This is a genomic window from Erysipelothrix sp. P66, from assembly GCF_038682365.1.
GTDB classification, from domain to species: domain Bacteria; phylum Bacillota_I; class Bacilli_A; order Erysipelotrichales; family Erysipelotrichaceae; genus Erysipelothrix; species Erysipelothrix piscisicarius.
In genome coordinates this window covers 651569-666602 of the sequence record NZ_CP152290.1, presented here as the reverse complement: position 1 = coordinate 666602, position 15034 = coordinate 651569, and the positions used below count along the sequence as shown (strand labels likewise).

The 15034-nt window shown below is 37.2% G+C and carries 16 protein-coding genes and 1 tRNA gene; 2 read left to right on the top strand and 15 right to left on the bottom strand.

Annotated features, from left to right (window positions below; genetic code table 11):
- Positions 1 to 94 precede the first annotated feature (94 nt).
- Positions 95 to 1399 (top strand): serine hydrolase, encoded by a 1305-nt coding sequence (locus AAG186_RS03285; RefSeq protein ID WP_342621998.1) that lies wholly within the window; start codon positions 95 to 97, stop codon positions 1397 to 1399.
- 80 nt (positions 1400 to 1479) lie between these two features.
- Here AAG186_RS03285 and trmD read toward each other — a convergent pair whose 3' ends face one another.
- The 7 genes from trmD to pyrR all read right to left on the bottom strand — a co-directional run bounded on the left by trmD (position 1480) and on the right by pyrR (position 6847).
- Complete coding sequence (gene trmD, locus AAG186_RS03280) at positions 1480 to 2202, bottom strand: tRNA (guanosine(37)-N1)-methyltransferase TrmD (RefSeq protein ID WP_161636606.1); 723 nt, start codon at positions 2200 to 2202, stop codon at positions 1480 to 1482.
- Positions 2202 to 2699 carry a ribosome maturation factor RimM gene (gene rimM / locus AAG186_RS03275; RefSeq protein WP_125164650.1) on the bottom strand — a complete coding sequence of 166 codons (498 nt, stop codon included), beginning with the start codon at positions 2697 to 2699 and terminating at the stop codon, positions 2202 to 2204. Before rimM ends, trmD begins: the two co-directional genes overlap by 1 nt.
- A gap of 34 nt (positions 2700 to 2733) precedes the next feature.
- A complete protein-coding gene (locus AAG186_RS03270) occupies positions 2734 to 2982 on the bottom strand; it encodes a KH domain-containing protein (protein WP_003773251.1) in 249 nt (82 codons plus the stop codon).
- A 2-nt stretch (positions 2983 to 2984) separates the two neighbouring features.
- Complete coding sequence (rpsP, locus tag AAG186_RS03265) at positions 2985 to 3257, bottom strand: 30S ribosomal protein S16 (RefSeq protein WP_161636607.1); 273 nt, start codon at positions 3255 to 3257, stop codon at positions 2985 to 2987.
- Between the two features lie 82 nt (positions 3258 to 3339).
- Positions 3340 to 4284, bottom strand: a complete 945-nt coding sequence (locus AAG186_RS03260) for an HD domain-containing protein (RefSeq protein ID WP_237558266.1) — start codon at positions 4282 to 4284, stop codon at positions 3340 to 3342.
- Positions 4268 to 6244, bottom strand: coding sequence for a RecX family transcriptional regulator (locus AAG186_RS03255; RefSeq protein ID WP_161636608.1), 1977 nt, complete (start codon positions 6242 to 6244; stop codon positions 4268 to 4270). Before AAG186_RS03255 ends, AAG186_RS03260 begins: the two co-directional genes overlap by 17 nt.
- A gap of 96 nt (positions 6245 to 6340) precedes the next feature.
- The gene (gene pyrR / locus AAG186_RS03250; RefSeq protein ID WP_003773247.1) at positions 6341 to 6847 is read right to left on the bottom strand and encodes a bifunctional pyr operon transcriptional regulator/uracil phosphoribosyltransferase PyrR; all 507 of its coding nucleotides are present in this window, start codon (positions 6845 to 6847) and stop codon (positions 6341 to 6343) included.
- A gap of 107 nt (positions 6848 to 6954) precedes the next feature.
- Between pyrR and AAG186_RS03245 the strand changes: the two genes are divergently transcribed.
- Positions 6955 to 7028 (top strand) — tRNA-Trp (locus tag AAG186_RS03245).
- Positions 7029 to 7447: 419 nt separating this feature from the next.
- On the opposite strand, the gene AAG186_RS03240 is transcribed toward AAG186_RS03245, so the two are convergent.
- From AAG186_RS03240 to AAG186_RS03205, 8 genes are all read right to left on the bottom strand, one after another.
- Entirely contained in the window at positions 7448 to 8995 is a 1548-nt protein-coding gene (locus AAG186_RS03240) for a hypothetical protein (RefSeq protein ID WP_342621997.1), read from the bottom strand.
- 125 nt (positions 8996 to 9120) lie between these two features.
- The gene (locus AAG186_RS03235) at positions 9121 to 9351 is read right to left on the bottom strand and encodes a hypothetical protein (protein WP_003773244.1); all 231 of its coding nucleotides are present in this window, start codon (positions 9349 to 9351) and stop codon (positions 9121 to 9123) included.
- Between the two features lie 3 nt (positions 9352 to 9354).
- Positions 9355 to 10407, bottom strand: coding sequence for a CHAP domain-containing protein (locus AAG186_RS03230; protein WP_342621996.1), 1053 nt, complete (start codon positions 10405 to 10407; stop codon positions 9355 to 9357).
- Positions 10394 to 10765, bottom strand: a complete 372-nt coding sequence (locus AAG186_RS03225) for a phage holin family protein (RefSeq protein WP_342621995.1) — start codon at positions 10763 to 10765, stop codon at positions 10394 to 10396. Before AAG186_RS03225 ends, AAG186_RS03230 begins: the two co-directional genes overlap by 14 nt.
- Positions 10758 to 10997, bottom strand: coding sequence for a hypothetical protein (locus AAG186_RS03220; RefSeq protein WP_275164279.1), 240 nt, complete (start codon positions 10995 to 10997; stop codon positions 10758 to 10760). Before AAG186_RS03220 ends, AAG186_RS03225 begins: the two co-directional genes overlap by 8 nt.
- Positions 10998 to 11009: 12 nt before the next feature.
- Positions 11010 to 13052, bottom strand: coding sequence for a hypothetical protein (locus AAG186_RS03215; protein WP_342621994.1), 2043 nt, complete (start codon positions 13050 to 13052; stop codon positions 11010 to 11012).
- A complete protein-coding gene (locus AAG186_RS03210) occupies positions 13052 to 14659 on the bottom strand; it encodes a hypothetical protein (RefSeq protein WP_342621993.1) in 1608 nt (535 codons plus the stop codon). The genes AAG186_RS03215 and AAG186_RS03210 overlap by 1 nt, the downstream gene beginning before the upstream one ends.
- On the bottom strand, positions 14659 to 15027 hold the full coding sequence (locus tag AAG186_RS03205; RefSeq protein ID WP_200548783.1) for a hypothetical protein: 369 nt from the start codon (positions 15025 to 15027) through the stop codon (positions 14659 to 14661). The genes AAG186_RS03210 and AAG186_RS03205 overlap by 1 nt, the downstream gene beginning before the upstream one ends.
- Positions 15028 to 15034 lie beyond the last annotated feature (7 nt).

Genomic DNA, 15034 nt, shown 5'->3' with positions numbered 1-15034 from the left:
ATCAATCCTCTACCTTATACATTTTTCAGTTGTTTTTTACCCATTTCTGTCTATTTTGTCGTATGATTAATTAAACTTATATTGAGGTATTCTTATGAAACAAAAAATTGTCCTAACACTTCTGATCCTAGCCATGACACTTCTTCCCATAAACGCTGCGGGAAATCATGATTTAATTCCGATCTACGATTTAGATTTGCAGAGTCAAAATTACATCCTTGTTGATTCCAATACAGGTCAAACACTCGCCGAAAAAAATCACGACACACCGATTCACCCCGCTTCCATCACAAAAGTCCTCACGGTCATTACCGCAATTGAAGCATTGGGCGATACATCACTTGACACGATTTATACCTTGCCCCCCGAGGTTTTTGAGGGCTTGGATCCCATCGCCTCTGTTGCCGGATTTCAAGAGGGAGATGCATTAACACTCAATGACCTGCTTCACGGAATCATGTTACCTTCCGGAGCTGATGCGACACGGGCTATGTCAACCTATCTAACACAAGATCCCGAAAAACTCGTGGAAAAAATGAACCGACTCGCACAACGCATTGGAATGAAAAACTCCCACTTTGTAAATACGAGCGGCCTTGATGATCCAAAGCACCTAACAACGTTAGATGACCTTGCATTACTGTTAAGGTATTCATTAAAAAACCCCACATTCGAAACTATCTATAAAACCGAAACCTACCTTACATCATCAACCCCTACTCATCCCAACGGCATCGCACTCACTAACGAAGCCTTAAGTGTTGCACACCAAAAAGGCTATACGATGATTAAAGGGGCAAAATCCGGGACAACCGATCTCGCAGAACGTGCACTTTCAAGTGTTGCAGAAGATGCATCACAATCCTACATTTTCATTTCAACCAATGCCCCTTTTGAAAACAGGCTGTATACTCAGATTATCGACCACGGAACCGTCTATCAACACGTCCTTGAACATTATCGTTATGTTCCTTTATTGTATAAAAACACAACCATTCAAACCATCCCAATTAAACACGGGCGATCCGATTTTGATATCTGGTTCGAAGACGATATCATGAGCTACTTACCCAAAAATTATAATCAAGACGACATCAAAATCGAATTTATCCCAAGTCAGAAAGAATTTGAGGCTCCCATCTCAGAAGGTATGAAGATGGGTGAAATTCGTTTCTCTTACAAAGGAAAAACACTTCTTGAAAAAGAAATCATTAATGATGAAGTAATAAAAATTTCCTATCTTCAGATTGCTTTTGAAGCGATAAAAATCATCGGTTTTATCTTAGCCGTTGGATTCGGGATTCTCGGGATTGTCTATCTAATTTATCGACAATGGAAAGATTACCGTGACCATAAGTACTATCTTAAAAAATTAGATCGACGCTCTCGAAAAGAATAGAAAAAAGGAACCTTTAATCCATGACCCGCACACCAAATCTTGAAAAGATTCGGTATTGCGATTCACAAAGGTTCCTTTTTTTATTTTTCTTCCGCAACAACTTCTTGAAGCAATTTCGCCTCTGTCGGGGTAAGATTTCTACTTTCCAAAAGATCTGGACGAACACGGTATGTCTTACGCAATGATTCTTTTAAACGATACGTTTCGATATTCGCATGATGTCCGCTCATTAGCACTTCAGGAACATCATGCCCTTTGTAAGAACGAGGTCGCGTATAATGTGGATATTCCAAGAGTCCATCACTAAAAGAATCATCTTCATGAGATTCCTTGGTAATTACACCATCAACAAGACGAATCACAGAGTCAGCAATAACCATCGCTGCAGTTTCTCCGCCCGTAAGCACATAATCTCCAATAGACATTTCCATATCAACATATGAGCGAATGCGTTCATCAAACCCTTCATAATGGCCACAAACCAAGATTATGTGTTGCTCCTTACTTAAGTCATACGCCAAGGATTGCTTTAAAGTCTTCCCTTGAGGCGTTAACATAATCACTAAAGAATCCTTGGTACGGGTTGCTTCAATTGCATCAATTACCGGCTGACACATTAACACCAATCCTGCGCCACCACCATATGGATAATCATCAACACGATTGTGTTTATCTTCGGTAAAATTTCGCATATCCACAACATCGATTTGAATTAAATCACGTTCGATGGCTTTACTGATGATGGAAGACTCAACAAACCCGGTAAACATTGACGGAAAAAGGGTCAAAATACTTACACGCATTAAAGTCCCTCCATCCAGTTAATATCAATACGCTTCGCTTGCGTATCAACTTTTTTAATAAATCGTTCCACAAAAGGAACTAAAATATCACGATCTTCAGCCTGAATACGCAATACAGGATGTGCAGGTGTTTCCATTACTTCAGTTACTATCCCTAACTTAACATCATCAGAAAACACGGTGCAGTCCTCTAAATCGATGAAATAATATTGATCCTCTGGGAGTTCATGTTGAGATTCTCGGTCGATCGATATCTCACCTTTATGGAAAAACTCAACATCATTAAGCGAATTCAGTCCCTCAAACTTTATCAGAATGGATCCGTGATGACGGCGGAACGACTCAATAACGTAATCCGTTGATTTCCCACCCAGTTTGAAATGAACGCGTTGACCAGGAGCAAAACGCTCCTCCACAAAGTCAGTCTTCGGCGCAACTTTTAATTCGCCCTTAATACCAAAGGGCTTTTGAATAATACCAATAATAATATGTTCCATATAACCTCCAAAAAAAGGATGTATTGCTACATCCTTAATATGATTCAAATTTAATTGAAATACGTTGATCAAGGACACGAGAACCAATTGCCATTGTTTGACGAATTGCATGTGCCATCGTCCCTTGTCGTCCAATTAAACGAGCAATATCTGCGCTATCCGCATAGATTGCAAGAATAATTTCATTTTCATCTAAGCTCGGTAACCTTTTGACACTCAAACTCTTCTCTTCCTCCACAAGTGGAAGAACTAAATCATAAAGAATATCTTCAACCGGTTTCATGATTATTTCGCTAATTTTGATTCGTGGTAACGAGTCATGATTCCTTCTTTTGAAAGAATGCTACGAACTGTGTCTGATGGTTGAGCTCCAACTGATAACCATTTTAATGCTTTTTCTGCATCAACTTTAACTTCAGCTGGTGAAGTTGTTGGATCATAGTATCCAACGATTTCGATGAAACGTCCATCACGAGGTGCGCGTGAATCTGCTGCAACAATTCGGTATGAAGGTTTTTGTTTTGAACCCATTCTTCTTAAACGTAATTTAACTGCCATGTGTATAGCCTCCTATTAATTTTAACGTATTTGTTAATTTCCTTGTTAAGTATATCATAACAGGAAGTGGTGTCAAGTGTTTTTACTTGACACCCTTTGCTTTATAGAAATTTCGATTATCAAGTGCAAACATTCGCGTACTAAATTCGCCTTCCTCAAGGTCATCGTAGAACTTTTCAAACATATTGGTACGTGCATCAATGTTATCAATAAAGGTTAACATCTCCGCTTCTTTAATCATCGGTAATACGGGTGAACCGTATTCTAATTTCCCGTGATGCGATAAAATCATATGACGCAATAACAACACTTGCTCTGTATCGTGATAGCCAAGACGGGTTGCTACTTCTACAAAGTTTGAGTGTTCAATAGAAATATGACCCAATAATTTTCCTTTAGCACTGTATTCACTCAACATCGCTGCTGTATATTCCTCAATCTTACCCATATCATGCAGAATTACACCTGCAAGTAATAAATCGCGATTATAAATTGGATACAGGTCACAAATGCTGTTGGCAAGTTGACACATCCCAAACACATGCGTTGCAAGGCCTCCAACAAAATCGTGATGGTTACGCGTTGCAGCGGGATATTGGTAAAATTGCTCCCCACAATCCTCAAGCGATGCTTCAACCAATTCTTTTATGATTGGATCCTCAATTTGATCTTTAAATCCATTTATTTTTTCTTTCAAAAATTCAATATCATATTTGGATGCGTTCACAAAATCACTCAATACATATTCAGACTGTTCTTTAATTTCAATGCTGTGAATTCGCAATTGCAAGCTTTGACGATACTGAAGGACATCGCAATGCACTACTCCAATTAAACCTACTTGAATCAATAATTCTTGTTCTGGTTTGACATCCCAGATCTTTCCTTCAATTTCTCCGGTATCATCTTGCAACGTAATCGACATATAGGGAGCACCATTTTGTGTCACGCCTTTTGTATAACGTGAAATCAACAACGGCACTGTATTTTTTTGACCGGCTTCAAATTCTTTAATCTTCATTTTCATACTCCTCCAGAACACGTGCAATCATATCGTAATCATAACCACGTGATAATGCATGTCGTACAACACGATTTCGTGTTTCACGGGCGTCATATTTACGAGCATAACGTGCAGTGCTTTTTTCCATAACTTTTTTAAGACTTTCAAATTCATCGGTCTCATCAAATTCATCTTTAATCAAACGACCCACAATATCGTTAATCACTTCAAATCCATAACCTTGACGTTGGAGATGTTGACGCAATTTTGACTCACGTTGACGGCTCGAGCCATCCCTTAAAGTCTTCATAAAGGTCTCAGCCCGGCGTACACCACGCTCTGTATAGTCATCGTAGTCTTCATCTTCTAAAGCAGCCAAGATGCGATCTGCTTCAAACCCACGTTTACGCAAGTCTTCAACGATACGCTGATTTCCTCGCATTTGTTCACGATGATAGTCTACTTTATCTCTAAAGTAACGATCATCATCAATAAAACGGCGACGCTTTAGCAATTCAATAACAATATCAACTTGCTCTTGAGTCAGTTCAAGTTTTTTATGCAAATATTCCGACATTTCAAACGAGGTATAATCTTTGACTCCAATTCGCGATAACGCTAACTGGTACGCTTCATAAACGGCTTGATCATCCTCAATCTCATTTAGCTCATTTCGTGACAACTCGCGACCCACCTCGATTCCTCTCCGTTCAAACACATAGTGATCAATCACCATGCGCTCATCACTATCTTTTGATTCAAAATCAATAAATACTTCATCTCCCACTTGTTCGATTGCTGTAACAACATAACGTCCAAAGTATGTATCAATGGCACGTTGGTATACGGTCAGTACACTGTCTGCAAACTTCGAACTATCAAAGGTTGATGCTTTTTCAAGTGCATTCGTTTTAAATTGATCTAGAAGGTCTTTATCTGATTGTAGAAGATGCTGCGCTTTGTCTGCGAACTCTTCAGATGACTCAAATAAATATCCCGTCTCATCATCAACAATAATCCCCTCAAGTGGTTTATCAGGGCGTGCAAAGACACATAAACCACATGCTAACGCTTCAATATAGGTTAATCCTTGTGTTTCTGTTAATGACGCCGAAATAAACGCATCCGATACATGATAAAAATTCACAACATCTGTGGAATCCACGGGTCCAACAAAAATGACTGCATCTTGGATACCAAGTTTCTGTGTTTGATGTAAAAGATCTTTATCCGAAGGCCCACCACCAACAATTAAGAGTTTCGCTTCGACATCCCTTTTTAAAAGTTCAGCAAACGCATCAATAACAACATCTATGCTTTTTTCTTTGGCCAGACGACCGATATATACAAATGTTGGTTGTGTTCCTAAATTATAGGATTCACGAATTTCTCGAATCCGTGTTTCATTCCGAGTCGCAAACCGCGTCAGATCCAAACCCGTAGGAATTACGGCAATCTCTTTACGAATATCATAACCAAGCAACATTTTCTTAGTTTTCTCAGATGGCGAAATAATCACTTGAGCTTGCTTGGTAAACATACGGCTCATCTTCGCGATCGCCTTTCTTGAAAGCTGATCAACGGACTTAAGCCCTAATAGATTTACATAATGGGTATAATCTTCATAAGTCGTATGATAGGTTGAGACAAGCGGTAGGTGAAGGTTCTTCGCAACAAGACGTGCAAACATCCCCACACCAAACTCTGAATGAACATGAAGCACATCCAAATCCATTTCTTCTATAACACTCATTGCTTGAATATGTAACGGACTGCTCATGACATAACCATATAAAAATTTCAATTCTAAACCCGGCAGTCGTAATACGCCATCTTCATAAGTCGTGCTTAAAATTGACGGTTGGTTTGTTATCACAAAAACATTATGTCCTTGCGCTTCTAACGCATTTTTTAAAGTAACAATTGATGTTACTACACCATTTATATCCGGTGTATAAGTATCTGTAAATAAACCAATTCTCATCGAGAATGCCTCCTTTGGCATTTAATTTCACTGTATTAATAATAATCTAATTTAGGAAAAATATCAAAAAAAGACACCCCGAAAATGGGGTGTTCATTAATAAAGGACCACACATTCTTCTGAATCATCTTCACGAAGTTTTACTTTTACGGTTTCATTGAGCGATGTTGGAATGTTCTTACCAACAATATCGGCACGAATTGGCAACTCACGATGACCCCGGTCAACCAAAACAGCTAGTTGTACGCGTTCGGGTCTACCGTTATAGATAATACCATCCAACGCTGCACGAACCGTACGACCTTTAAAGAGCACATCATCAACAATAACCACAACACGATCTTGGACACTAATCGGTAAGCGGAATGCTTGGTCTGATGCTTTCACATCATCACGCCAGTAACTGATATCAAGTGATGCCACAGGTACTTTAATATTTTCAAACTGATACATAAGTTTTGCCATGCGAAACGCAAGCGTGGCACCACGTGTTTCGATTCCCAACAGTACAACTTTATCGAGCCCCTTATTTTTCTCAATAATTTCGTGCGTCATTCGAATGAGCGATCGATTAATTGCACTTTCATCCATTATAGTTTTCATAATTTAACACCTCAAGAAATATTATATCAAATACCTATTGATATTGATATACGACTATGGTATTATTTGTTGGCAGTCAGTTAAATATCGTCTTGCAAAGCCTTTTTAGGGGTATAGTTCAATGGTAGAGCAACGGTCTCCAAAACCGTTAATGTGGGTTCGAGTCCTGCTACCCCTGCCAACAATATAATTACAGCCACTTATAAGTGGCTTTTCTTATGTTCACAAATCGATTTATGGCCTACAAAAGGCCTACAATTATTTACAGATTAAAAATCATTTGCCTAAACCTTCTCTTTACTTAAAAATAGTTAATAGAACAAAATAATCGTTCTTCAAACATAGTGGATTGCTAATTCTAACCATATCAAATTTAGATAGTATACTCCTAGGTATTCTTCATAATTTGAAACGAAAAAATAATTATAAAGAAAATAACAGATTATAATATTTGACATAGAAATGATAAATGATATAATTTCAGTGTAAATTATTGAATTTAATTTAGAGAATTTCTTAGAATGATAATAGGAGTGATGACCCTGAAAGCTACAGCTAAATATCATCATAAAAATAAAAGAGAGGCAAATAGCCTCTTTTTTATATATTTAATGCTTTAGATAATCCCCAATGTGTTTTAAACTCGTGATCAAAATTCGGTTTTATTTTTCCAGAATAATAATATTGAAAAGTAACCTTTTGTCCACTAGGAACCCATTTTTTTTCTACTGTATTACCTATTACACTAAATTCAAACAAAATTAACAGCATATTTTTTAGGTCCTCATCGCTATATGTATAATTCCGTTTAGCAACCTCCAGGAACTCCTCAAAAGTAAATCTTATTTCACCAATCAAACGTAGAATATCAAAAGCATCATCTACAAATTCTTTTGGATAGTGAGTTCCCAATTCATTCTTCAAGTCTCTCTCAAGGTTTGCTGAATATTCCATTAAACACTGATTTACTAATTTTTTTGAAATTTGTGTGTGTTCTGGATAATTGCTGCATATGATATTTATAAACGTCACCAAATCTCTTGGCCTTCCCATAGAATTTTCCATCATTTTCTCTAAGGGTGCATTTTTGACTTTGTTTTTAGAAAGAACAAAGAATTTTTCTGCTAATTCTTCTTTTGTATACTTCACTCCTGTTTCCATACGAACAGATTGTTGAATTTTGTAAAAAATAAGTGCCTCTAACTCTTCTTTATTATGTCCGTTTGTCCAGTTAATAGATACTTGCCCACCTGTTAATTTTTTTCCCAAATTTGGCACCATTGCATCTGTTTCTTTCAATAAGTCTTCTCTAATGACCGCAACAATCCTACTTCTTTTATCAATGGTCTTAATATAATCATTCAAATCTTTAATATTTTCAAGTAAATTTGAAAGGTATTCAGGTAATTGCTCTTTATTGAATCCCAAAACTTCATCCAGATCATCAAGAAACAGTTCTATAGAGACATAATGTAGTGCCTCTTCCATCAAACTTTCAAGATATTTCAGATTAATTGCATAACTGCTTTTAGTAAATTGATAATTTATATCCGACTCTTGATTGCTTCCTAGCTCGAGACTTCCTTTCTGATTGGTCCCCTTCGCTTTAATATTTGAAGTTTTTCTAGTTGATTCACTATGAGATGAATATACACCTTTTCGCTCGTTTTTCGAATCCTTGAAAAATGAATAGTCATTGATTTTTTTTATCACTTTTTTATATCCAAGATAATCAATATATTTAAATAAAGAATCTGATTCATTTTTAAACTCAGAATATGTCAATACTGAGCTTTCTTTAATTAATGCCCCTAATATACTAGTCAACAAAAAGTATCTTTGAAAGTGAGCTCTGACCTCTAGATTTTCGATATTATTAGAAAACTCCTCTGCTTCATCATCTTGAATTCTTTTGAATTTTTTGTAATACACGATATGTCTATTTTTTTTCGAATGGTTCTCTTTTTGATAATAAAGAGCTAGCAATGATTTCCCTGTACCTTTTCTCCCTGCAATTGTAAAAGTTATCGGTTTCAGCAACTCCTGATATTTGTTGTTTTTTGTATAAAACAATTGGCTAAAATCTATTTCGGAATTAACTTCATCTGTTGCATCTGCCTCTCCAATATGCAATTGTCCCAATTTCATTTTATCCACCCTTCCACTATGTATCATTTATGCAAACTTCTATACATTAGTATTATACATATATATGTATAATAGTTCATGCACGCAAAAAAAGCCACCCTTAAAATCAGATGGGTGGCCTTTGTCTATATTCTATCTTTAATAAAGTTTGTACGTTCTATCTTTTCTAAACGTCCCTCATGTTCATTCAGTCTGCGGTCCTGCTCGACATCTTTATCATCTTTGGACTTTTGCCATTCAAGTAAGTTATCAACGGATACAGTGAACTTCGCAATCGAAACGGAGAGTTTAAAGATTGATACGATTGTTGGGATTCCTACTAGAAAGAGTAATCCAATAAATTCTGTATTACTCATAATCTATCCTTTAAATCCAATTCCTGATTGCCACTTAATCCCTACAATTTGCGGATCAGCATAAGGAATGTTGACGATATAATGACCATCCGCGATTTGACGTAAGATTTTGAACTCACGATTACGAGGACTCAGCCCATCAGGATATTGATACGTAAAGTCTTCGTTATAAAGCGGTACGTATCCTGCGTAGTCATGAATGACAAGGGTTTGCCCTGTGTAATCTGTGACTTTGCTTGATTTCTTTCCATACACACGTCCAACAGGTTTGTCGGTTATCGTTGCACGTGTTGAATCCACAAAGATTTGTTGTTTACCAAAATCACGGGTTTCGATACATGCTACCTGCAGATTTATCCAGTCTACAATCTCATAGGAAATTCCTGTATTGGGTTCAAGTTCCATCACTTCAATGTAATGGCTAATATTCTTAGCAACCGGCACCACACCCATATCATAAGTCCCATATCGTGGATAATCTTTAAGCGGTAATAGGTTAATATATTTTCCTTTAGTGTTCTTGCTTGGGACCGGCGCTTCATAAGATGTCGCAGGTTTAAGCGGTGCTAGATAACGAATGACTTTCATTCCCCATTGATGTTCCACATCCTGGATACTACGTCCATATTTGAATAAGAATCCATTAGTTCGCTCACTGTAAGCGGACTCCGATAAGTATGCACGACCATTTTCTATTTTTTCGATAAAAGCGACATGGCCATAGTCATCAAGGTCACCGGGTATACCGAAGACAACAATACCTCCTACTTCAGGCTTATCACTGAGAACTGCACCATCACCGTCCCCCCATCGCTTTGCATCCCATCGACAACACGGATAGTCTGGACGAATTTTAAAAACTTCAAGCATACGTCCAAAAGCATACCAGGTACAATTCCCAAGCGCATATTTGTTCTTTAAGCCACTCATGGTTCCTTGCACACTTAATGGTGCAAATTCGTCATGGTAGGGGTTCATGGTGCCATTCGCGTATGAATTGTATTCGGGAAGACGATGTAAATCACTCCCTGTGGTTCGTATTTTAAATGATATCATGATGACCTCCTTCATTAATTCGCAAGGCATCTTTATGATTTAAACCTCCCACAAAGGCTTCAATCCACATCGTCAATTCCTCATCGGTAATATCAATACCGACTTGATTGAGGGTCACTTTTGCACGATGTTTTGCCATGCTCAATTTATCATCCGACAACAAATGTTCTCCCGCCACTTGCTCCACAAACATGACTGCTGCTTTCGCAATATTCGCAATTTGTTTTTGTTGCTCAAATGATATTTTTACATTATAGTAGTTTTTAATTTTCATGCCAAGAAATCCAAGAATGATGGTTACACCCGTCATGATTGTTGGACGCAAAAGATTTAGTAATTCATTTAGAAATTCACTCATGTGGTTTCACTCCTTTATCATTTGAAAGTTGCTCAAGATACGCCTTAATCGAATCCAGACGTTTAATTTCTTCTGTAATACGATCATAAGGCGCTTTCTTTTCCAACATTTTGTTTAGAGCTTGTTGGTGTTCGCGTTCTTTACGCTCCACAATAATTTCATCTTGTGAATAATCATATTGACTGCGTTCCACTTCAAGCTCTTTAATTTTTTGATTAATTAGGTTCAACATTATAACTCCCTCCTATTTCCAACGGCCAATTACGTGGTAATGGGCCCAAATCCAGTTTGATGTCGTGCGATAAGTATATAAGGTCATTTGTGACGAACTATCAGGTTCAAATGAAACGTGTTCTTGAACATCCGGTGCAGTCGTATTTACTGAAGTGATTACCGTATACTTTGTATCAATAAATGAAATTGGAAAACGTACAACTGCTGATCCTCGATTTTTTGCTTGGATATCGATTCTTACCCGACCCCATACTTCTAAACGGCCACTTTGATGTTTAACATAACCACCTTCTCCGTTAAGTTTTTCTTCCTCAACCGATAACACCGTGCGCCATCTGCCGTAGTTCCAAACACCATTACCATCCGTCATCATAGAACGTTGATATTCAACGCCATTTAAATCAAGATAGCTTTGCATTACATACATCCAGGGTGCATTTTTATTTGGATACTGCCCGGCTCTTAATGTGCGAACTCTAAAAATACCTGCATAAGGACACGGTGCGTTGTATGACTTGGATGCATTTGCATTCGAACTGATGAGATAGTCTCCATCGTTATAGTAGTCGTTGAAGTTTATCACACCGACACCGATTGGATATCGTCTTCGACCTGTTTCTGTATCGAGAACTTGAATTTTTTCTTTTTGATAAATATTTCCCTTAACACGCAACAAGTCTTTGTCAGATTCATTCACCACCATCCCAATCCCAACACTTGTTTCATTCCAACTCATCGTGACATTTGATGTTGGAATAAACAGCGGATAGGTTACTGTTTTTAAGCCATCAAAAAGTTCAACGGTTAAAGCATATTGTTCGTGCACTAAAAAACCACTCAACAATCGGTCAAGTGATCCATTTTGGGTATACGTGTTTTCAGCTTGCGAAACACTATTTTTAAGAATGCGAACACGCAGTTTATTGTAACCAAGTTGAGTAAACTTCAATGCACCTTTAATATGAATGTAAGTTCCCAGTGTTGCAGGATTCCCAACCGAATCGGTACGGGTTTGCGTTAAATTCTGAACACTTGGATAAGTATAAGGTTTTACATCATACAGATACTCAAAGCTTGCCTTACGGTTTCGCTTGGTTTCAACCGTTATGATAGCTTTCTGCTTTAATCCTGATTTCAACAGAACACTGGTAACACCACTGGTATTTGAATAGTTTTTCCCTTCAATTTGAATTGTAGTCGATTTAATACTTGTTCCTATCGGCGCATTGGGTTTATACGCATAACGGATTTGCGAATTGTGTTGCAGGAATCCATTTTTCACTAAGGCGTTTGCTTCACTGAGTTGAAGTCCTGATACCGTAATTTTATTATCCGCTTCTTTAATATTGACGGTTATCGTATAGACGTTATAGCCAATACGATTACCACTTGCATTAAGGGTTGTAAGCCACAGATACATCTTGCGACTTGAGACGGTTGGCATTCGATTGAGTAAACTATTTTTTTGACTTTCTGTAACATTAAACGTCACAAGTCCTGCGCCAATATTTTTTTGCTGCAGCCAATAATCGGTACTGCTATCACTATTTTCATACATTACATAAATGTTATGTCTAAAAGAACTATGTTTTGCTTCAATACGAAGCGACAGGACATCTCCAATGGAGTATACACTTGGGTAGGATGATAAACTCGATTTTCGTGGGATTGTCTTTAAAACAACACTACCTTGAGCTCTTACTGATCCATTCCCTAATGGATTGACTAATGAAACCGAAATATCATAATAGACCGTCTTGGTCCCATTGTCATTGTGACCAACATTACGCCAACTCCAGGAATCTAATACAATGTAATCTGTACTTCTAAAATCATAGGCAAAGGAACTTGAATACGACTCACCATAAATCGTTTGGTTAAGACTTGAGTTTGCGTCCGCATTCCATCGCGAACCAGTTGAACGCAAGCCAATTTCCCAACGCATCGGTGTGAAGTTCGATTCAATACTTTGATTCCCTACTTCATACCAAACCTCAAGATAAACACCACCTGAATTTGGTATTTCGCGATTTTCTTTTCTCACCCATGCCATTATTGCATCTCTCCTTCTACCGGTTTAATAATCGTAATGGTTTTTGATTGAGGGTATTTCATAATAATATGATTTCCAACAATAATATCCATTAAGGCAATAACACTAGTAATCCGTAATTTTTGATTATCCATAACCGCAACCGCTACACCATTTTCAATAAACTCAATGACATTATGGCCAATATGAACAGAAACAGGGTTTCCACTTTTTCCAATGATAGCGCCATTTTCATCGATACGAAACCAAGATTTCATCTCATCTAAGCCATCGATGACTTTTACTATTTCAAAGTTGTACTGATTTTCCAGCTGTTGAAATACACTTCGAGTTTCTTCTAAAATTTTGTCACCCATTTCAATGCGCGAACTAATTTCACTCTCTATCCTTTCAGCAGTCTGTGTGATTTTAGTTTGATTGTCTTCAACGAGGTCCGATAAATAATCATTCTGATCTTGTATCTTCCCTGTTTCTCGAGCAAGTGAAGTAATTTTTTTATTCACTCTATCTACATCGATGCTCATATTCAACAAGTCTTGGCGCTCCCCTGCCAATTCATACTTCGTCACAGTTTCAGGCAATTGAGGACACTTCAACGTTCCTTTCATTCCACCACCAATCCATGACCATGAAATATCAGTTAAGACAACTCGATATAAGTAACCATCTAAGTCTTCATACCCAAGAACATCACATGAATCATAATCAGGTCTCATGATTAAATTACTTTCAAACTTATGATAAATAAATCCTGATATTTTGGAGAACATTTCATCAACATAATTTTGTTGCGTTGCTTTATCCATGAAATCAATAAATACATTATCTGTAATTTTCAATTCTGTTAATCCATGCGTTGTAATACTCACTTCATCTTTTTTAAAAAATGGATCATTGATATCTTTTTGTTCATATACTAATGAGTTGAAAGGTTTAACGGTCTTGTCTATTTTTAAGTCATTATAGTCATAGCCAGTTATTACTTCACTAATTGAATTATTAATAAAGACACTTCTAAACTCTAATTCACCACGTCGATTAATATGTGCTGAGCAAAAATTGAAGCGCGCAAATTCATTGATAAGTTGTCGATAAGAAATAATTTCTTTTTCGTTTACATTGATACCCTGAATCGGCTTAAGATAATACGATATTTTAGATGTACATTCAATATTCAAATTAACACCGACAGCTTTACATACTGCGGTTAAAAACACTTCTCCTGTCATTGGCCATTCTAGGTGTTCATACCGCTTATCGAAACAAATAGTTTTATCATAAGCTGTTATCGTATATTTTTTCTTTACCTCATCAAATTCAACGTCTTCTTTATCTGCATAAAACTTACCAATTGGGACTTTAGTTTCGTCTCCTTTAAATTGAATGAATGGTTCAATTTCCGCACCTATCAATTCACCTGCATATGCATCCCTATCAATTTGTAGGACAATGTATTTTGCAGCGAAACCACCAATAAAAGTTTCTCTTGGTTCCTTGAATTCTAAACTAATGATGTCAATTTCAATACCATTGATTTGTACAATTGGAATCGGTGTACGTGTTTGCGCATTTGCAAGTTTTTTATAGACCTCCGATGTTTGCCACATCAAATCACCTCAGTTCCCGTAAACTTAATGTTTAGTGGTCTGTGTAAATCTTGACTAATTCTCACAACTTCTAAGTCTGAATGATAAAACGTAGTCTTCATACGCTTTCCCTCAAACACATTATAAAATTCCATTTCTACAACAAAGGGTGAAAGTGCATCTGCAATCTTCTTATATTCAGTTTCTGGAAGAGATGGGAGCGTAAACTCTACGCCCCATACATCTCCTAATTGATCAATGCGCATCGTCTTTGCAGTTCGCTCAGCAAACGCATTGTATTTAATTTTCTTAACAGAGAACGTATCTCTCAATGGAGAAGGGAAAGTGTATCCTTCTACAACAATCCTCAAATCATTTTTACTAGCCATGATACAC